Consider the following 20,111-nt stretch of genomic DNA (forward strand, 5'->3'; position numbering starts at 1 on the left):
ATGATTCGAAACGAGACCGCACGCCTTCTGCGCCGCACGGCCCCTGCACTTGCCACACTTCCCCTTGCCCTCGCCCTCTCGGGCTGCGGGACCCTCACGGGCCTCAACGCCGAGAACGACTTCAGCTGCCCGATGACGCCGGGGGTCTCCTGTCGTTCGCTCTCCGACACCTACGAGGACAGCGTCCGCGGCCGCACGCCCGACAGGATCGAACGCGACAAGGCAATCGAGGCCGCCTCGAAGGGCCTTCCAGAAATTGAAGGCACGAACGGAAAGGCCGCCGACGAAACGCCTGCGGGTCCCGCCGTCCAGACGGTGAAGGCCGATGCGGCTCAGGCTTCCGTAGCCGCACCCGCCGTACGAGCGCCTGAGCGCCGCTCTTCGCCCAAGCGCCTCCCCGAGGTGATCGTGACCATCTGGATCGCGCCCTGGACGGACGACGAAGGCGACTTTCATGAGGGCGAGATGATCCACGCCCGCGCCTTCGACGCCCGTTGGGCCGCAGCCCGGCGGCGAGCCGAAAGCGCCGACAGGGGCTCCGCCGTCGTGCGCCTTCCCTTCGAGCGCCGTCGTTCGGCGTTGAAGCACGCTCAGACTTCGGTCCCGAGAGTTCGTGCATCAGAGTCAGACGTCGCCTCTTCGCTCGGTGACGGCAGCCGCCGCTTCATCGAAGCCCAGAAGGCGGCCCTCAAGGGCACGCCCTATGACCCCGACGTCCTCGCGGAAAAGATGAAGGCTCCTGAGGAGAACCCGTGATGACCTCCTCAAAGAATCCCGTCGGGGAATTCATCGAAATCCTTCGGCGGATCAGGACAGGACACGAGAACCTGAAGGTCTCCTCCGGGATTCCCGGCTTCATTCCGGGTACAGGCGAGCGCGTCGACGCATTCTCAACGGCGCTCCCCTGGGAGTCCGCCACGCCAGACGGCCTCTTCACGCTGAAGGGCGACAAGCCCGAAAACCCCGAGGGACTCGGCTTTGCGATCGAGATCTTTCCGCAGACGGGCGTCACGTCCGAGATGGAGAAGACACTCATCGGCCTCGCGGCTCCGCTTGAAGCCGGATCCGTCCTCTCGATCACGGCCTTCGCGTCGTCGGCCGTAAGGGGCATTGCAGAGCTGATGGTTCCCGAAGCACGTGTGCCCGACGGGTTTCCGCCGCTGAGCCCGGAAGCCGAAGGGATCATCGACACGGCCACGAACTGGGCCGCCGAAAACCTCGTGAAGGGTGCGGTCGAGCAGCTCACGCCCCAGGCTCCCGTGTATCCGAGGCACTGGCGAGTCTGGCTCACGGTTGTCGTTCCGACGACGAAGCCCGACGACGAGGAGGTCCGTGAAAAGGTCCTCACCGCGCGCAGGGCCATTTCCGCCGTGCTCGAGCAGGCGGGGCTCTTCATGGGCGTGTGGGATGCGGACGTGCTCGTCGGCACGGCTTCCGAGATCCTCAACCCGCAGCTCATGCGCTCGGGCGACTTCGTGCGTCCGTCCGCGAACCCGTTCGAGCCTCCGTCCGTTCAGGTGATGAAGGCCGACACGGAGGTGACGGTAGAGAAGCACCGCATCCGATTCGAGACGCTTGACAGGAAGTCCGCGGTTCATGCCGTGGGGCTTGGGGTCGAACACTACGGCGGGCACATCTCGCTCGCCCTCACAAGCCAGATGCTCGGCGAGCTCGGTCGTGGCGGCCATCAGATTCCGTGCCCCTTCCTCTTCACGAGCATCATCGCGGTTCTTGACTCCGCCTCCGAGCGCGTCAAGGCCGAAGGCCACCGCATGCGTGCGCTGCAGATGTCGCACACGCCCGTCTCGCAGATCAGTCCCTGGTATCCCGAAAAGGCGCGCCAGTGGACGATTGCCGTCAACAGCTTCCAGACCGAAGGGGGCATCGCGCGCGTGGCGCACCAGTACCTGCTCCTTGCACCTGCGGGACTTGAGGCCGAGGCCGTTCACGCCGCCCAGTCCATTGCACGCAAGGCGGGCATGGACGTGAGGCGCACGACCTGCCTTCATGCGCAGGCCCTGATGGGAGCCCTTCCGATGTGTGCGGGTCCGCTTCTCGTCGAGGACATGAAGAGGAGCTTCCGCATACAGCGCAGGACTCTTGCGACCGGCATCTGCGGCTCGCCCGTGATGACCGAGTGGCAGGGAACGCCGATTCGCGACGACCGTGACCGCAGGACTCCGCTTCTCACGCTCGTGGGCCGTCGCGGTCAGATCATGCACGTGGATCCCTTTGCGAACGCGAGCGGGAACTATTCGGTGACGATCGTGGGCAAGCCCGGTTCGGGCAAGTCCGTCGTGATGAACCAGCTGGCCTTCAGCTGCCTCGCGCAGGGCGGGCTCGTCTGGATCATCGACGTGGGGCGCTCCTATGAAAAGACCTGCGCAGTGCTCGACGGGGCCTTTCTCGTCTTCGACAAGGAGCACGTCTGGGATCTCAATCCCTTTGCGATCCTCGAGGCCCTTGCGGGCGACGACCGCTCCGAAGGGATCGAATCGGTGGTGTCGATTCTGGGCGAACTCGTCTCGCCCGGCCGTCCTCTTCCCGACCTCGAGCGCAGCGTGCTCATTCAGCTCACGGCCTCGGCCGCTCAGATGGCGGCGATGCAGGGAAGGCTTGCGACCCTTGCCGACCTCGATGCGCTTCTTGCAGAACGCGCCGTTCACGACAGGCGACTTGACGACCTGCGCATGCAGCTCGAGCCCTACCTCAATGGTCCGCTCGCGCGCTGGTTCGACGGCTCGGGCCGTCCGATCGACTTCAGCAGTCGTCTTACGGTGCTCGAGCTCGAGGGCCTCTCCGCTCACCCCGCGCTTCGACAGGCGGTTCTTATGACGCTGATGCTCTGGATCGAAAAGACGATGTCTCTCGACCGTCGCACCGTGAAGCTCGTCCTCATCGACGAAGCCTGGGACCTGATGGGTTCGGGCCACAGCGGGAAGTTCATCGCCTCGGGCTTTCGTCGTGCGCGAAAGCACAAGGGCGGGTTCGTGGTTGCCACGCAGTCGCTTGCAGACTTCTTCAAGAGCGAGACGGCCGAGGCCGCCTGGAGCTGCGCCGACACGCGCATCTATCTGAGGCAGGACGCCGAATGTCTTTCGAGCCTTGAGGCGAAGGGGCAGCTCGCGACCGACCCGTGGTTCAGGGCGGCGTTGCCGTCACTCACGACCGTTCGCGGAGCGTGGTCCGAAATGATCGTGAAGGTGGGCGATGCGCCGCCCGCGATCGGACGCCTCGTGCTTGACCGCTTCATGCAGGTCCTCTACTCGTCGCTGCCCGCCGAAGTCTCCGCCGTCAATGCATGGCGCGAGGCGGGTGCAACGATGGCCGCTTCCGTGAGCGCCGTCGCCAACGGCGCATTCGAACCCACGCCCGAAGCCCTTGCAGCCCTCAACCGAAATCAGGAATCCGACCGATGACCGAACAAAAGAACAGCAGCGAAAAGACGGAAAAGACCGACAGGAAAGAAAAGCCGGGCTCTGCTCCGAAGAAGCCCTCGATCGAGCCGAAGTCGGCCCGAGGCGCGAGCACGACGGCAAGAAGGAAGACCGCGAAGGAAGCCGACGACGCCCTTCAGGACAAGATCGAGAAGGCCCGTGCAGGCGCAATGCCCGAGCGCAGGGAACCCGCGGCCGCAGGAGAATCCGCCGGCCTTCCACCCGTGCAGACCGTGCGCGCCATGCCGCAGATCAACAGGAAGAAGGACGAGACGACGTCCGACGAGAAGGCCGTTGCAAAGAAGCCGTCCGCCCCCGTCAAGATGCCCGAGCGTGACGCCACGGGACGTTTTCTCCCGTCCGAGGAGAAGGCGAAGAAGCCCCGGGCAAAGGCCAGGGCTCAGCAGGCCAGGACCGAAGACGTGAAGAAGCCCTCGGAAAAGCCCGAAGCGAAGCCCGCGCAGAAAACGGCGCAGAAGTCCGAGCCCAAGGAGACTCAGAAGGCTCCGAAACAGGTCGAGCCGAAGGTCGAAACCAAGACGGAAAGCCAGCCCGCTCAGAAAACGCAGGAAGCGAAAGCCGCGAAGAAGCCCGAAGGCCCGGTCACGTCCGCCGCACCCGCAGCGCCCGTCCCCCACGTCAAGCCCGTCCTCTCCCTGCTGATGGATGAGGCCCCGTCCGGGGTCATGACGGACATGAAGGCGGACGACCGTCCAGCGCCCGGAGAAGTCCGCGGAAAACCCGCGGACGAAACGAACGAAGCGCCATCTTCGCCTGTCCTCAGACCTTCCGGCAGTCAGTCCCCGAACGGTTCCCGAATCATCGACATCGAAGGCGAAGAAGACGAAGAGGAGGACTACGACGACATTCCCGACCCGGCGGTCTCGGTTTCCGAATCGGCCGACGACAATGAGATCGATGATGACGAGCCTGACGACGATGACGATCAGTCTTCTGCCGACCGTCCCGTGAAAAAGCCCGTTTCCGTGATCCGTCCCGCGGCCGAGGACCCCGACCCCGTTGAGCTCGACAGTCAGGGCCGTCCCTATCACGCGACCGAGGTTCTCTCCGGCCGCCGAACGCCCGTGCGCGTCAAGCCGCCCGTTGAGGAACCCGCCGATCCGTCAAGGACCGTGGACCTCGAGGCCGAGCGCATTGATGCCGAGCATACGGCGAGGCAGGCCCTTCTCAGGCTTCACGCCCGAACCCAGCCCACGCGTGCCGAACTGGCTTCGATGCTGGTCTCCAGGAAGATTGAGCAGATGGAGCGCGGCAATCCTGCGTTCGAGAATGGTCCCTCTCGGGAAGGTGATTCGGATTCCGTTCCCGACCGGAACGAGGACGCCCGCAGCAAGGGTTGGAACTCGCTCTGGGGAAACGGCGTGCGCGATGCCGAGGCTGAGCAAAACGCGCTCGTCGACGTGCGTCGTCCGCCGCGCTATGCGTTTGACGAGGACGAACGTCCTCAGGTCGAGCGTGACGAAGCCTATGCCCGCCGCATGGATGCCTGGGAAAAGGACGTGATGGCGGAGAGTGAATCCCGCGACCAGCGCGTGTCGTGCCGCGGCCCGAAGCCCGGTCCCCGCGTTCCCGTCCGCACGGGCACGCACGAGACGCTCGGCGGCTTTCCGACCCCGCACCAGACTCGCGCCTGGAAGGCCGAAGGCGCTGAAGGAAAGGAGCGCGAATCGCGTCTTGACGTCGTTCGTGAAAGGCTCAACCGCCTTCATGCACGCTGGTCGGGGCTCGAGGGGTGTCTCAGGGCGGCGCTTGCCGTTGCCTGCGTCTCTTCCGTGGCCGCCTTTGCCGCCTGGACGACGGCGAAGTCGGTCGTGCCCGACCTCACGGTCATGCACACGCCCGTATCGGTCACGGCCGTCGTGGCCGACGAGGAGATCAGGAACCTGATGCTGATGACGGCGCTCCTTGACGCCAGGGGAATTCCGACGGGCCGCACGGCTCCTCAAGTCGACAGCGTGTACCTGACAGGTGAACTCAGAAAGATCATCGTCACGGACAACGAAGCCTCGCGCATGTCGCTGCCGCTTGACGACCGTCTCTTCAGGGCCGCCGTGATGGAGGCCGCCGACATGGCGGGTGCGCCGGTCCTCTCCCGAGCCGCCGTGCTGGCCATGCCCGACCCCGCTCACTCCACGACGGGCCGCACGCTTGACGTGACGAACCTCGTCATCGAGCGCCTCGGCCTCAAGAACGTGTCGGCCGCTGCCGCACGCGAAGTGGTCTCGGGCCTCATGAGTCCCTCGGGACTTTCCGCCGCCATGACGGCCGTCCCCAACGCCACGACGTCCGCACCTTCGCCCTCCGCCGAAGCTGCTCCCGTCAAAAACCGCTGACAAACAACGCTGACAACAGCCATTCGATAAAGAGCACAGACATGAATCAAGTGACCCCGCCTTCGGGCGTGAGGGGCTCCGCGCCCGTCTCGCCCGCTCCGAAGAGCAATGTCGCCGTGGAGCCCGGAGAGCAGTTCTACGAGCGTGCGCTCCGGAGGCGCATCCGCTCCTGGCCCGACGTGTCGGCCGCGGGCTTTCTGACGGTCGAGCTTTCGCAGTACCTCAAGGGCACGGGCGGTGCGACGGCCGAGGCCGTGATGGCAGCGCTCCTGCGTTTAGGGCACGACGGCCTTGTGGCCAACGGCAGGCGTCTGGCCTCAAGGCTCGACACGCTCACCGTTTCCGAAGCCCGTGACGTGCTCGAAGCGTGCGGCCTTGCGGCCGAACGCCATGCCCGCGCAATGACAAGGGCCTGCGAGAAGGATCCCGAGGGGATTTCCGAGCGTGAGGCCCGCGAGCGCGCGCTCTGCCCCGCCGTCACCGCAAGGCTCACGGGCACGTACCACGCCATTCCCTGGGATGCCCGTCACGACGGCCATCTGGCCTCGCGTGAAGTCTCGCGTGCCGCAGGACTCGTGCGCTGGGCCCATGCGCTCACGTCCGAGCGTTCTTCGCGCGTGCATCTGGCCGTGGGCCGTTCGCTTCTCTTCGGACGAGGTGCCGCCGACGTCTGGAAGCACCGTCGTCCGCTCGTCTTCATCAACCGCATCAACGCCTACACCGTGAAGCTCGTCACCGACTGCTGGACTGCGGATCCGCAGACCGCCGTCGTCTATGCGGGCGAGAGCGTCCCCGCGACGAATCCGTTCGATGCGTGGGAGATTCCGCTCGTCGTCGACACGCGCGGCTTTCTGCGTGCGCTTCTGGCCGTCGACAAGATGCCGTGTCTGATCGAACCCCGCCTCGGCGGCTTTACGGTGACCTGCGCCACGGGCCGCGTCGACCCGAAGGGCTTTCGCGACGGCGAGAAGCTCGCCCCCTGGATGAAGACCCTTGCCGAAATCGGTCTCATCAACGCCTATGACGAGGCCGCAAGGGCGGGCAATGTTCCCGCCTTCACGGGAGCCGAAGCCTGCGTCTGGGCCGAGCGCTTCAAGTCGCTCCTCTCCGTGACGCTTGCGCTCGACAACTCCGCCCGCCGGGGGCTTGAAGTCGACGAAAAGGCACTCGAAGCCGCCGCACGCCAGCGCGAGAATTACGTGGCCGTGAGAAACGAAATGACCTCGATTCTCGAAAAGCTCGCCGACGGCGCACACGAACTCCGTGAGGCCGAGCTTGCCCAAAGGGCCGAACGCCGGGCAAAGCAGCGCGAAGAACGCAAGACCCAAAGGGCCGCCCGTCTCGCCCGACGTGAGGAGAACGCCTGATGCGCACGCTTTCCTCTCTTCTTCCGGGCGCGGCGATGTTCGTCGCAGCCCTCACGGTGAATGCCGCCACGGTCTGTCAGGGCGAGATCCTCAATCCCGTGACCGACGTCTGCTGGAGCTGCGTCTTTCCCGTGAAGATCGGCGGCAAGGCCTCGCTCACCACCTCGGTTCTGCCCGACCCCGACACGGGTGCGGGCGGACCGTTCTGCACCTGTGGCAAAGGCCTCAACCTGAGGGCCGGCGTCACGTTCAGCTTCTGGGAGCCCCTTCGTACGGCGGAGATCGTTCGTCATGCGGGGTGTCTTCCCTCGATGGGCGGCGTGAACATGGGCGACATGGGGCTTCGCATATCAGACCACGTGAAGGTGCATTCGCACGAGCCCGACGGCTCGATGAAGCGGCACACGGACTTTCGTCAGGTGCACTGGTATGCGACGCCCTGGCTCTTCATTCTCGAGGCGCTCCTTGACGACGGGTGTCTGGACCATCAGACGTTCGACCTCGCCTACATGTCCGAACTTGATCCCCTATGGGACGACACGCTCTCGAGCTTCATCCTGAACCCGGACGCCGCGCTCTTTGCGAATCCGATCGCCCAGGGCGCGTGCGCCGCCGACTGCACGTCCGCCTCTTCGGGCCTTCCCCAGAACTCCCTCTACTGGTGCTCGGGCTGTCAGGGGAACGTCTTTCCGCTCACGGGCTGGAGCGCATCGCTCACCTCCCACACGGCCGTCTGGCAGCTGATGACCCACCGCTTTGCGATGAAGCTCTCGCGTGAGGGGCTGCTTCTTGCCGCCCACGGCTCGAAGGGGCTCTGCGAGTCCTTCTACGAGCCCCTGATGCGAAAGGACGTCTGGCGCACCCAGCTCGTCTGGCCTGCGCACTCGGGAAAGAACACCGACGGCTCCTGCTGCAGCCCGCTCGGGCGCACCACCGTCGTCTCGGGCTCGGGAAAGAGCTGGAGTGCAGGCGGCGAGGACGGCGTGGTACTCGTCTGGCGACGCCGCGACTGCTGCTCGATGTCCGCCAAATGGGGCGGATGAGCCCGACAACACCCTGCATTCAAGTCCTTTGCGGGAATTCATAAACCCAAAACCCACAGAAAGACAATGGAGATTCTCATGAAGCACGAATCCAACGACACGCCGCCCTTTGCGCCCGACGACCCCATCAGCCGGAGCCTTTTCGTGAGGCCCAACCTCATCGAGCGCCTCTGCGCCTCGGCGCTTCGCCTCTGCCTGCTCGTCTGCATTCCGGCCGCCGCATCGGTCTTCCTGATCAGCCTTGCCGACTCGGCCGAAGCCGCCTGCACGTCCGAACCTTCTCAGCACTACGAGGTGACGACGCTCATTGCCGACCATCCCGTGCAGACCTCGTCGGACCCCGACTTCGAGGAGATCCTCAAGGCCAACGCCCGCCTTGCCGTGGAGTCGGGTGAATGGTCCCGCCGTGTGAAGCGAAAGGAAGAGACGCTCATTCAATGGATGCGGTCCCCGGTCTTTCCTGAATTCCGTCCGATGGCCGTCAAGACCACGCTCATTCGCAGACCCACGGGTCTTTCGGTTGAGGACATCAGGCGCGCCGAGCTCTTCAACGACGTGAGCCGCCTCCTTCTCTTCTTCGACTCCCGTGCGGGCGGCCAGGTCAACTTCGCGATGAGGATGCTCTCCACCGCCTCCTTCGCCATTCGTCCCGTCGTGGCAGCGGGCAGCGTTGCGTTCGCTCAGGAAAAGCTCGGCACGCGCGTCTGGGCAGACCAGGGCTCGGTCCTCACGCGCCGTCTCGGTCTCAATCACTGGCCCGCCCTCGTGAAACTCACGCCGTCGGAAATCTCCGTCTGGACACCTGCGCTCAATGCCGACGGGATTCCGGATTCGCCCGTCCCCGCCGGCCTTGCTTCGAAGGAGTCGATCGACCTCTCCGCACCCGCCATGCGCCCCGCTGCATCGAAAACCCTCCATTAATAGGAAAGCCGTCATGAATTTTGTGTCCACGCTCGGCGCTGCCGCCCTTTCCTGCCTTCTCCTCCCCGCTGCCTTCGCCTCAGAACCCGCAGGCACTGCTCTCGAACCCTCGTCCGCCACGATTGCGCCCAAGGTCCGTGAAGTGGAGAAGGCTCCGTCTACTGAGCTCGCCGCCGCGCCTTCCGCCTCTTCGTCTCCTGAAGCCTTTTCGGACTCGAAGTCCGACAACTCGAACACTTGGCGACCCCGCATCACGATTCTGCTCGACACGGGGATGACGTCCTCGCTCGTCGAGACGGCGGCCGAGGAACTCAAGCTCGTGGGTGACGCTGCGGACGTCGAGGTCCTCGTTCGAGGTCTCCCCGTGACGCGCACCCCGACGGGTTACCGGACCGACTTCGAAGCAACGTCCGAACGTCTTGCGCCGCTCGTTGACGCAGGCTTCGGAGCCGCGATCCATCCTGAACGCTTCGCCTTCCTTCTGGCCCTTGCCGAAGAGGGTCTAGAGGCGGGCGGCAGGCTCGATGCGAGGACCGAAGAGGTTTACGAAGTGATGACCGCCGCGCCCACCGCACCCGCCGTTCTCCTCACGATCGGCCGCAGCGTCTATGCGGTCTCGGGCACGGCCTCCATCGTCTCGGCCCTTTCTCAGTGGCGTCGCACGCTCGCCGACGCCGTCATGGACGAATCGGACCGCACCCGCATCGCCGCCCTTCAAACCGTACTCGACGGAACGCCGCTCGGCCGAATCGCGCCCTGAACACCCAAAACCGCCCCCTGAAACCCAATCTCTACACCTCTTTGAGAGCCATGACCCGTACAGTTCCCGTTCGATGTCTCATTTCACTCATGACGTTCGCGCTCGGTCTCTCCATTGCCCTGCCCTCGCACGTCGTGACGGTTGCCGAGGCCGTTGCCGCTGCGCGCAACACTCAGCTTCCCGACATCGACGGGATCATGGCGAACCACGACGGCGTGCTTGATGCCGTGGGCGGCGGGTCGACCGAAGGTCTCGACGACGTCAAGAACCTCTGGGCCGACGGCAAGGGCACGCTCACGGGTTCGGCCGAAGCCACCGTGATCGAGTGTCGCGGCAAGACCGACACGACCTGTCGCGCCATTCAGGTGCTCGACAAGGGCTTTCCGGAGCGTCCCGTCATCGGCGAGGACGTGCTCGCGGGCCGCGACGAGATCGTCAACAATCCGACCGTAACGCCGGACGACAACGACACCTGCAAGGACGTGACCATCGAAGCCGACCCCGTCGAGGTGACGAAGACCTGTCGAGCGGGCGGCTGGTGGAACGAGAAGGCCTGCCGCATCGGCCCCGTCGAGATCGGCAAGGTCACGGCAAAGTACTTTGCATGCGCCGAAGGCGAAGGCACGTCCTCCGAGCGCTCCTGCCTCACGACCGTCTCAGGAAAGCCCGCATCCTCCGTCTGGACCGAGCGATGCTTCTTCGGCAAGGAATCCTCCGCCGCCTCCGGTACCGTCACCGAAGAGACCTCGGCCGTCGCACGCGCGATCTTCTCGGGCGTGTGCACCTCCACCGACGCCACGACCGAAACGGTCAAGTGCAGTGAAGTCCTCGAGTCGAACAACGACCACGGCTGCGTCCTGGGCGACAAGACCACCGCACGCGTCAACGGTGAATACAGTCTCAGCCACGACCCCTGTTCCGACGGCGACGTCCTCATCGGCCAGCACACCTGCGGCAACTCCTCCTATCTGGCCATCCAGGTGAAGGGGTTCAAGTCCACGCGAATCTCGCTCGGCTACACCCTCCGAAACATCGCCCACCGTACGAACAGCAGCTGCAAGGCCGACTACGAATGGACGAAGCGTGAATGCTCCGGCCCCACCTGCACGGCAAAGCTCGGAGCCCGCGTCTATTACAACGGTTACATGACGGGCTCCATGAGGCTCACCCTCACCTACGTGAACGAGTCCTACTACATCAAGGAAGAATGGGTCGACCACTGCGCCTCGATCCGCCCCAAGACGGCTGCGACTGCGGAGGGCTCCTGACATGCGCCGCCTCTTTTCGCTCCTCCCTCTTCTTCTCCCGCTGCCGAACCTCGTTCAGGCGGCTGATCCCGTCTGCACGCTCGAGAACCGCGTCTGCGCCGAGAACAACAATTCCGGGAAATGCATTCGCTACGAGAACACCTTTACCTGCGTGACGGTCAATCCCGCGGGCTCTCGCTGCACGGTCGACGCCAATCCGACGCTCACTGACTGCACGCTCTCCGCGCCCGTCTGTTCGGCCGAGTCCGGCGGCATTTGCCTCGAGACCACGACCGACTTTGTCTGCAAGTCCGAACCCTCGGGCGAAGGCATCCGCATCGACGACACCTCCGTCACAGTCTCATACTCGAAGGAAACCAAGGGCGAAATCCCTGCCGGCTGCATCATCGGGGCCGAAGTCTGCCTCGACGACGACGCGCGCGACATTGAGGTCGAGAACTGGGAGGGACACTTCGTCTCCGCCAATCCCGTCTGCTGGGTGACCGAACGCACGATCCTCTGTCCCTCCGTCGACGGCGCGGCCTCCTGCCAGAAGCTCGAACTCGCGGGCTGCCAAAAGCTCACCGACCCCGTCTGCGAAACCGAGGAACACGGCGTGTGCGTGCGCTGGTCCTCGACCTATCGCTGCACGCGTGACGAAATCATCGGCGACGACATCATCACCGACGACGTCGTGACGACGCCCGGCGACGTGACCGAGGACGACTCGGCCTGCCGGAAGGAGCTCGAGGATGCGGCCGCCCGGGGCGAAAACTGCACCGTCAATTCCACGGTCTGCGTGAAGACCGACCCCACGGGCGTCCTCCCTTGTCTCGAATACCGCACGACCATGACCTGCACATCGTCGTCGACCGACACCTGCGGCCCCCTGAAAAACCTTTCGGGTTCGGGCGACTGCATGCTTGCGGCCGAGCCCGAATGTACCCTCACGGACGCCGACGGCAACTGTCGCCGAACCGAGTCGACTTATGTCTGCACGGAGTCCGTCACTTCCGAATCCGTCTCACCCGCCACCTTCCTCAAGGCCATGACGGTCACGAACTGGCGCGTGAACGACGACTGTCTCCTTGACGACGGCTCCGTCATGACTGCTTCCCTTTCGCTCCTCTCGCGCGCGAGCACCACCGACAATTCGTCTGGTTGCATACTGGCGTCCCGCACCTGCATCGAGGGCGAGGGCCTGCGCTTTGTTGAAGGCCGTCCCGCCTACCGCGCCTGCTGGGCATGGGAGGAGAAGTGGACCTGCAGGGCCGAAGGCAACGAATGTCTCGAGTACGAGAAGGACCCGTCCTGCAAGCTCGTCTCCGAAACCTGCTCCGACGGCAGCCCCGACTGTCCCCGACCCTCACGCGTCTACTCGTGCACGCGTCCCGGCCTCTCCGCCTCCGTGGGCCAGGTCTGCGACGGTCAGATCTGCGTGGGCGACCAGTGCCAGGACGTGGGCGACACGGCCGACGGCGACTTCATCGACGCAATCCTTCAGCTTGAGATCGGACGGCAGCTCTCCGTCTACGGCGACACCAACGTCAACGAATTCTTCGGCGGCACGGTCTCCACCTGCCGCGACCGCATGGCGGCCGAGACCTGCTGCCGCGCCGACGCTGCCCCCAACACCTCGAACGCCGCCTTCGGCCAGTACCTCCTCTTCGGCGTTGCCGCAGGCGTCGAATTCGTCAAGTGGATCGGCTCGCCCTACGTCTACGACCTCCTCTCCTGGTCGGACAAGACCTCGTGGCTCCTCAACAAGATCTACGGCTCGTCGGGCACGGGTGCCTACTCCCCCACGTTCTCCTTCTGGGGTGCAACCGCCCAGTACTCCGAGTCCGCAGGCTGGACCTTCAACTTCTCGTCCGCGGGCTTCGTCTCCGCCATGGCCAGCCAGTTCTGGAACAAGTACCAGAGCTGCCGCGCAACGGACCAGCGCACCGCACTCGCCAAGACCCAGCGACTCTGCCACTACGTGGGCACCACCTGCGAGAAGAAGGTGACGGGGCTCGGCTGCGTCGAAACCGCCGAAAAGCACGTCTGCTTCAACTCCCGCCTTGCCCGCATTCTCAACGAGCAGGGCCGCCCGCAGCTCGGACGCGACTTCGGCAACCCCATCAAGCCCGACGCCCGCGGCTTCACGATCGACGAATTCGCAAAGCTCGACTTCTCGAAGATGGACCTCTCCGAATTCATCGCCGACATCGTCAAGGAAGTCACGGCCCGCGGAAACATTTCCGCCGAGGCCGCAGCCGCACGCGCCAGGGAACGCATCGAGGCCATGGTCAAGGGGGAACTCGCCACTACGGCCAAGCTCCCCGGCGCTTCCGACACCGTCGCCTCCAAAGACCAGCCCACGAAACCCGACGGCACGGGCGGCCCCTCCACCCCGAGCTCGAAGTGAACCTCTCGTCCATTCAAACACCGACCATGAAGATCAACATCATCACCGGAATGATCCTCGCCGCGCTCTGCCTCCTCCTTTTTGCAGGCACCGTTGCTGACGCATTCGCAGGACCTCTTCCGTCCACAGGCGGCCATCCGCTCGATTCATCCCTTTCGAATGCGCAGGGCGAATTCGCGTCTTACGCCCCCGCTCGTCCTCACGATGCACCCGACGTTCGTCATCCGTCCACCTGGTGGGACGAGGACGTCTGGGCGGATCCCGATCGTCCCTTCCTCTATTACGGCGACAACGAGGTGCCCGACATGCGTCCCGGCTCTACCGTCGAGCCGCCCGAACCCCAGTCTGTCGTCAAGCCCGATGAAAAGCCCTTCGACCCCGAGGACTTCACCGCCTTCAAGACCGTCGAGGATCTTCGAGCCGAACGCGAACGCCGCCTCAACACGGCCATCATGAATCCGTCGCCCGCCAACATGCAGTCCTATCAGGCGATCAACGCGCACCTTCTCGCGCTTTCCGCCCGCTTTGCGCAGGCCTGGCAGCTCGGCCGCATGCAGAACCCCGGCTACGACTGGACCACGACCGCACCGTCCGCGAACTTCGCCACCGTCGAGCTCGGTGCCATGAAGCGCGACAAGTCGCATGCGCTCGTCAAGTCCCTTCAGGGCGACGCCGGCCTTCTCTTCATCGGCAAAAAGGGCGATCCCCTCACGCAGGTCGCCGCCGGCCCCGTTCGTGCATTCGCCAACACCTGGGGACTCGAGCTCCTTGCCGTTGCCGACGGCATCGACGCCCCCGCCGCCGGGACCAGCATTCCCGGTTTCGAAGGGTTCGACCTCGTGCAGCCCGACGCAGGCCGCGCGAAGAAGCTCGGCGTCAACACCCTGCCCGCCGTCATTCTCGTGCCCAACCCCAAGGCCATGTCACGACCCGACTTCGCACTCCTGCGCGGAGGACTTGCCGGTCGCGACGGCATGCTCATCGCCGCAGGCGCGGTTTCGGGCGAGGAACTCTCACGCCGCCTCGTCTTCATCCTCTCGAACCCTTCGGGCTTTGAAGACACGCCACACATCAGGGGCCGCGCCGCGCCCACTGGCTCTCTGCTCCTGCCACCCGATCCTGCGCTCAGGATGCCGTCCGCCCAAACTGCCGATACTCCGCCCGTCGTGATCCCTCACGCCGGTGCCGCGCTCAACCCGAAACCCGTTCGCTGACGCCGTATGCCGACCAGCACATTGATTGACGAAAAATCTCCAACCAAGAAACTCAGCCCATGAAAAGAAGAAACTCATTTGCACCTCATCTGCCAAAGCCTGCGCTTCTGCCTCTCCTCGTCCTCCTTGCGCTCCCGCCCTGCACCTCTCAGGCCGGGTTCCTTCAGGAGTTCTATGACGACGCCGGCCTTCAGAGCAGCTACACGGCTCCGGGCCTCTACGCGTCCGCCTCGATGGACACCGTCACGGGCGGCCGCTTCATCCTCAAGGCCAATCGTGAGGATTTCCAGCCCTATTACCTTCAGGGGCCCGAACTCAAGGCCGGCTGCGGCGGCATCGACGTTTTCCTCGGCGCCTTCTCCATTCCGTCGAAAGACGAGTTCGTGAGCTTTGTGCGCTCGATCGGCACGGCCCTGCCCGGGCTCGCCTTCCATGCAGCCCTCCAGTCGCTCGCACCCGACCTCAACGAACAGATCTCTCAGTTCCGCGACATGCTCATGCGCTACGCCAGCATGCTCGGAGACTCCTGTCAAGTCGCCGAGAACATCATGAACGCGGGACCCAACGAATGGATCTCGACACTCGGCCACAAGGCGAGGAATTCCCTGCGCAGTCTCGGTCAGGCCGAAGACGCTCACGACGCCGACTCCCTCACCCGTGCTGACGGCGGCAAGGTTGTTTCCAGCGCGCCCACGCGCACTGACACCGGCGGCAACATCGTCGAGGCTTCCGAACTCAATCTCACCTGGGCCCTCCTCATCTCGGGCAAGGGCTCTCAGCGCCTCACTCAGGAAAAGCGCGAGGTCATGATGTCGCTCATCGGCACCCGCGTCTTCGTTAAGAAGGGCTCGGGCACGAGTACCACCATCGAGGAGCGCAACTACCCCGCGCTCGACCTTCTCAACGCCGTCCTCGGCGAACCCGGCTCGGACAAGACTCCCACGGAGGCCGTCGTCTACAAGTGCGATGAAAAAGACAAGTGCCTCAATCCGACCAGAACCACCTACATCGACGTCAATCTCAACAACCAGATCTACAAGGCCATGACGAACTACAGGAGTTCGCTTGTCTACAGGGACGTCTCCAGAGTCACTGCAGAGGAGATGACCATGCTCGCCACGATCTCCTCCCTGCCGCTTCTCAAACTGGCCGAACTCGCCGCCTCTCCGCGAATGATCAACTTCTCCGACGGCATGCTCCAGACGTTCGCCCAAGTCGCAGCCTACGAGGCGATCCTCACCGCAGTCGGACAGCTCACCGAGGACGCCAAAAGCGTCGTATCGTCCTCGTCCGCCAAATCGGCCAACAGTCAGGCGACCGAGTACGCCCAAACGCTTGTCGCCCGTTGCGACGTCCTTCGAGCCGAGCTTCTGAGCCGTGAAAAGGTCATGTCGGGCAGGGTCTCCCAGGTCTCGAGTCTCATTTCCTACATCTCTCACCTTCAGCGCACCATCTACGGTGACTCCGCCATCGAGGCGCTTTCCACGATGCCGGGCAGCGGCATCACCCAGTAAGGAATCCTCATGACAACCGAAGCACTTGACTTCTACGCATACTGGAACGGAGCGCAGGTGGCCGACCTCTGGACGACCCTCGCACTCATCACGGGCACCGACGACTACCGCTCGCTCCTCCTCTGCGTCGCCCTGTTCGGCCTCATTTGCGCAGCCGCAGGCGCCGCCGTCCGCTACAGGGGCGGCGACCTCATCGTCTGGATCGCGGCCATGGTCTTCATCTTCTCGGCCGCATTCGTTCCCCGCGTCAACATCGCCGTGAGAGACGTGCGCTCCGCCAACGTTCAGGTCGTTCAAAACATCCCGCTCGGCATCGGATGGCCCGCATCCGTCATCTCCCGCGCCTCCTACTGGCTCACCGAATCGTTCGAAACGGCCTTCGGAGACGTGGACGCGGCACGCTACACACGCTTCGGCGTGGCCTTCCCGCAGCGCGTCGTCACGACCATGCTCTCCGTCAAGCCCATCACGGCCGACGGCAAGATGTCGCTCACCAACTTCACGGAACGTTGCATCGTTCCCGAAATTCTCGAGAACTCCGTCAAGCGTCAGGAGCTCCTCAACGCCCCCGACATCAATGCACTCATATCCACCAACGGCTGGGTCAATCCGGCACGTCGCGTGTTCATGAACAACAAGGTCCTGACCTGCACGGAGGCGGCTGAAGAACTCAAGAAAACCCTCGAGAAGACCGAGATTCCCGCCCTTGAGTCCCGCTTGCGCCTCAAGCTCAACGTCGACTTCAAGGACGGCGTCAACGCGGCCCTCTCCACGGCCATTCCGCAGGCCGAATCTCTCATGCTCGGCGTCTCGCGCACCATGGCGGAATCTCTCAGACAGTCCCTCATGATGTCCGCGATCCCGGACACCACCATGACCTTTGCAGCCAAGGCCGGTCAGGCGCCTCTTTCGGCAGGCGTCGCCATTGCACGCTCCCAGGGCAACCTCGCCTCCGAGATCAATTACAGAACCCTGAGCGAAATGGCCCGATCGGCTCTCCCGAAGCTTCGCAACATCCTTGAGTTCACCGTCATCGGCCTCTGGCCCATGGTCTTCCTGATGATGCTCGGCACGGGTGCAGGCGGCGCAATGGTCTGCCGCGCCTACTTCACGCTCCTCATCTCCGTGAGCCTCTGGGCGCCGATCACGGCCATCATCAACTACCTCACGCTTCACCTCGACATGGAGCCGATGAATCAACTCGTGAACTCCGCCGGCGGCGTGACCCTTGCGGCCGCCACCATGATTCGAGACGCAGGCGCCACTTCTCAGGCAATGGCGGGCTCGCTCCTGTGGCTCGTCCCCGTGCTCGCCTACGCCGTCGCAAAGGGCAGCGACATGGCCCTCACCGCCATGACCTCCTCCGTTCTCGCCCCCGCATCCTCGGCAGCTCAGGCTCAGGGCTCCCAGCTTGCCATGGGCAACGTGTCCGCCGGCAACGCCTCCCTGAACAACGCCTCTCTCAACAACGTGTCCGCCAACAAGACCGACACATCGAGCAACTGGGCGGATCCGAACACGCACAAGGTCGAACTCGCTCAAGGTACGGCGGCCTTCGACCGTTCCGCAGGACAAATGACTGCCATTAACGTCCGGAAGTCCGACCTTGGCGTCTCCTCCGACACGGCGAATATGAACGCTGTCCAGGATGCCAATAACTTTGGCACCTCGTCGGTTGCGACCAATGCAAGTACGCTTGCAACGAATTCTGGGGTTCAGTCCGTTTCGGGTAGCGGCGTAACCAACAGCGTCAATCGCGATGACGGCTGGAGCGTCACCAGGAACTCCGGCACTACGTACGGGACGAATGAATCGACAAATTATGGCACCGTCAACTCGAGCGCTTTTGGGTCACAGTCTTCCAGAAATGGAAGTTCCCAAAATCAATTCCAATATTCTTCTGGTGTGGCATTGAGCGCCGGCGCCTCCAGCACTTTCAATACCAATAAGCCTACTCAGGCTAACTCCTCCAACAGTGACAATGCAGATACCCCTGCCATTCACAATGGAACTGAACAATCAAGCGAAACCAATGGAATCGAGTTATTGAATGTACTGAGCACAGCTCCCTCAGCCATTGGCACAATCGCCAGTTTCGCCAAAACCAATAAAGGAAGACCTAACCATAACATTCCATCTAACAAAACGGCGGAATCAATTAGCATGAATCAAACTGAACTTTTCAGATTGAATGCCGGTCCGACCGGAACGACTGCAGCAATGTTGGCTGATGTGACAGGACTCACCACCTATAATTCTAGAAATAGCACTTATCAAACTGGGAACTCCTTCTCCGTCAATGAACTGACGGGAGAAAACAGTTCTGTCATTAACGGCACTAGAAACGTTTTGTCTGACTCGACAAACGCTCAGTTCTCTGAACAACATGGCCTCAATGAGGGACGAAGCACCACAGACAGCAATTCCGACCTCGAATCGGCAAACCATACGGCAACGAGTGGAAAGTCAAACAATGTAACGCAAGACAGGGAAAACTTAGTGCGAGACCTCGGCCTGGCCATAGCAGGAGGTGATGCATTTGAAGCGTTGAGAACGTTTAACTCCAGCTCCGAAAGCCGTGCGGCTTTGAGTGCATTAGTCAACCGAAACACGCCTAAGTATGAGCAAGTTCTGCCTCTTAAAGCGCCTTCAATCGGCCAAACTGGGAAAGCGTTCGTTGCCGTTTCCCGTGAAGACATTGTGAATGATTATCAAAGCTCGACCCATGCCGTGCAGGCTGTCAGTGACGATTCGGTTAGTAGGCGAAGGGCTGAAAAAGATATCAGGTTGCCATCCAAAAATGAGTTTATGGCACAAACACACCAGGAACGTGACTTGGCCAATTTCAGGCTCGGGCTCAGCATGGTTGCTTCGTCTGATTATTTGCAAGCAGAGACTGGGATTCGTAGCGTACTTGAAAGAGCATTCGGTGGCGCCTTGACTTATTCATCTCCGCAAGAAATCTATAACACGCTGAATGAAAGATCGACAAACGATCCTGAATTAAAACAGACATTAACCGAACTTGGAAGTGTCGCTCATTCCGGGATGTCCGAAGATGAAATCATGAACAACTTCAAAAACAGGCGATAATTACTCCCGACTTCCGAACAGATAGCCGATACGTCCTGGCGAATCTGCTCTGAAGTTATAGTTGAACTTAGTCCCTTTTGGATAGACTGTTTTCTTTGACCACAAACGTCGGTGCATTTCCAACCACTCCATGAAAGTCGGCTTTGAACTAACACCTCGAAATCTTCGATATACAAAAGGGACTCCTGTTATTTCAAAAATTTCGGATCCATAGTAGAACGCCCAACATAAGCACCATCCCAAAAGACGAACTTCATACAAAACTGTTCCATCAGCTGTCTCGTCAACAAACGTGTACATAGGAGCCCTCAACTCAAGATTGTTTTTTACACCCTAGCACATATTCGACAAACATGTCTCCCCTAACACTCTCACTGAAATATGTTCAACTATGGAATTTCATGAAGCAAAAGCCATTGCCGAGCGCCTTGGCTTCCAACTCTTTGCCGACGTCCGCGGCGACACCAACGCACTTCGCCTCTTTACTGAGGATTTTCGCCAGAAGTACGGCAAGAAGTCCCGCTGCGGCGTCTACATGCAGTTCAGGGCCGACGAGAGCGTCAGAAATTTTGTGTCCATGGGATAATCGGAGCCCGCCAATCGGGTGCATCCAATGAACACGAATACCAAACGCAATTCTCGTAAGAAGTCCACCAACCCCCTCGATAACCATATCGACCAGTACGTTTCCGAGCTTCGAGCATCGGGCCGCCCGCTGGGCCCCGAAGCCTTCTCCGAGGCCGTCCGTACC

The 20,111-nt window shown here is 62.5% G+C and carries 13 protein-coding genes; all 13 read left to right on the plus strand.

Annotated features, from left to right (window positions below; genetic code table 11):
* Window positions 1-756, plus strand: coding sequence for a type IV conjugative transfer system lipoprotein TraV (gene traV / locus HMPREF9465_RS11200; protein ID WP_005437066.1), 756 nt, complete (start codon window positions 1-3; stop codon window positions 754-756).
* Window positions 756-3,419: a TraC family protein gene (locus tag HMPREF9465_RS11205; RefSeq protein WP_005437067.1), complete on the plus strand. Its 2,664-nt coding sequence runs from the start codon at window positions 756-758 to the stop codon at window positions 3,417-3,419. Before traV ends, HMPREF9465_RS11205 begins: the two co-directional genes overlap by 1 nt.
* Complete coding sequence (locus tag HMPREF9465_RS11210; protein WP_005437068.1) at window positions 3,416-5,791, plus strand: hypothetical protein; 2,376 nt, start codon at window positions 3,416-3,418, stop codon at window positions 5,789-5,791. Before HMPREF9465_RS11205 ends, HMPREF9465_RS11210 begins: the two co-directional genes overlap by 4 nt.
* Before the next feature lie 41 nt (window positions 5,792-5,832).
* The gene (locus HMPREF9465_RS11215) at window positions 5,833-7,158 is read left to right on the plus strand and encodes a hypothetical protein (protein WP_005437069.1); all 1,326 of its coding nucleotides are present in this window, start codon (window positions 5,833-5,835) and stop codon (window positions 7,156-7,158) included.
* On the plus strand, window positions 7,158-8,201 hold the full coding sequence (locus tag HMPREF9465_RS11220) for a TraU family protein (protein ID WP_005437070.1): 1,044 nt from the start codon (window positions 7,158-7,160) through the stop codon (window positions 8,199-8,201). The genes HMPREF9465_RS11215 and HMPREF9465_RS11220 overlap by 1 nt, the downstream gene beginning before the upstream one ends.
* A 78-nt stretch (window positions 8,202-8,279) precedes the next feature.
* The gene (locus HMPREF9465_RS11225) at window positions 8,280-9,122 is read left to right on the plus strand and encodes a hypothetical protein (protein ID WP_005437072.1); all 843 of its coding nucleotides are present in this window, start codon (window positions 8,280-8,282) and stop codon (window positions 9,120-9,122) included.
* Between the two features lie 13 nt (window positions 9,123-9,135).
* A complete protein-coding gene (locus HMPREF9465_RS11230) occupies window positions 9,136-9,882 on the plus strand; it encodes a hypothetical protein (protein ID WP_005437074.1) in 747 nt (248 codons plus the stop codon).
* Window positions 9,883-9,932: 50 nt separating this feature from the next.
* Window positions 9,933-11,150, plus strand: coding sequence for a hypothetical protein (locus HMPREF9465_RS11235; protein WP_005437076.1), 1,218 nt, complete (start codon window positions 9,933-9,935; stop codon window positions 11,148-11,150).
* Between the two features lies 1 nt (window position 11,151).
* Window positions 11,152-13,539: a conjugal transfer protein TraN gene (gene traN, locus HMPREF9465_RS11240; RefSeq protein ID WP_005437078.1), complete on the plus strand. Its 2,388-nt coding sequence runs from the start codon at window positions 11,152-11,154 to the stop codon at window positions 13,537-13,539.
* A 26-nt stretch (window positions 13,540-13,565) separates the two neighbouring features.
* Window positions 13,566-14,753 carry a conjugal transfer protein TraF gene (traF, locus tag HMPREF9465_RS11245; RefSeq protein ID WP_005437080.1) on the plus strand — a complete coding sequence of 396 codons (1,188 nt, stop codon included), beginning with the start codon at window positions 13,566-13,568 and terminating at the stop codon, window positions 14,751-14,753.
* A 59-nt stretch (window positions 14,754-14,812) separates the two neighbouring features.
* Window positions 14,813-16,267 (plus strand): conjugal transfer protein TraH, encoded by a 1,455-nt coding sequence (locus tag HMPREF9465_RS11250; protein ID WP_005437082.1) that lies wholly within the window; start codon window positions 14,813-14,815, stop codon window positions 16,265-16,267.
* Between the two features lie 9 nt (window positions 16,268-16,276).
* Complete coding sequence (locus HMPREF9465_RS11255; RefSeq protein WP_005437083.1) at window positions 16,277-19,360, plus strand: conjugal transfer protein TraG N-terminal domain-containing protein; 3,084 nt, start codon at window positions 16,277-16,279, stop codon at window positions 19,358-19,360.
* Window positions 19,361-19,751: 391 nt separating this feature from the next.
* Window positions 19,752-19,946, plus strand: coding sequence for a hypothetical protein (locus HMPREF9465_RS11260; protein WP_005437084.1), 195 nt, complete (start codon window positions 19,752-19,754; stop codon window positions 19,944-19,946).
* Window positions 19,947-20,111: the final 165 nt, after the last annotated feature.

The sequence above is a fragment of the Sutterella wadsworthensis 2_1_59BFAA genome, assembly GCF_000297775.1.
Lineage (GTDB): Bacteria > Pseudomonadota > Gammaproteobacteria > Burkholderiales > Burkholderiaceae_F > Sutterella > Sutterella wadsworthensis_A.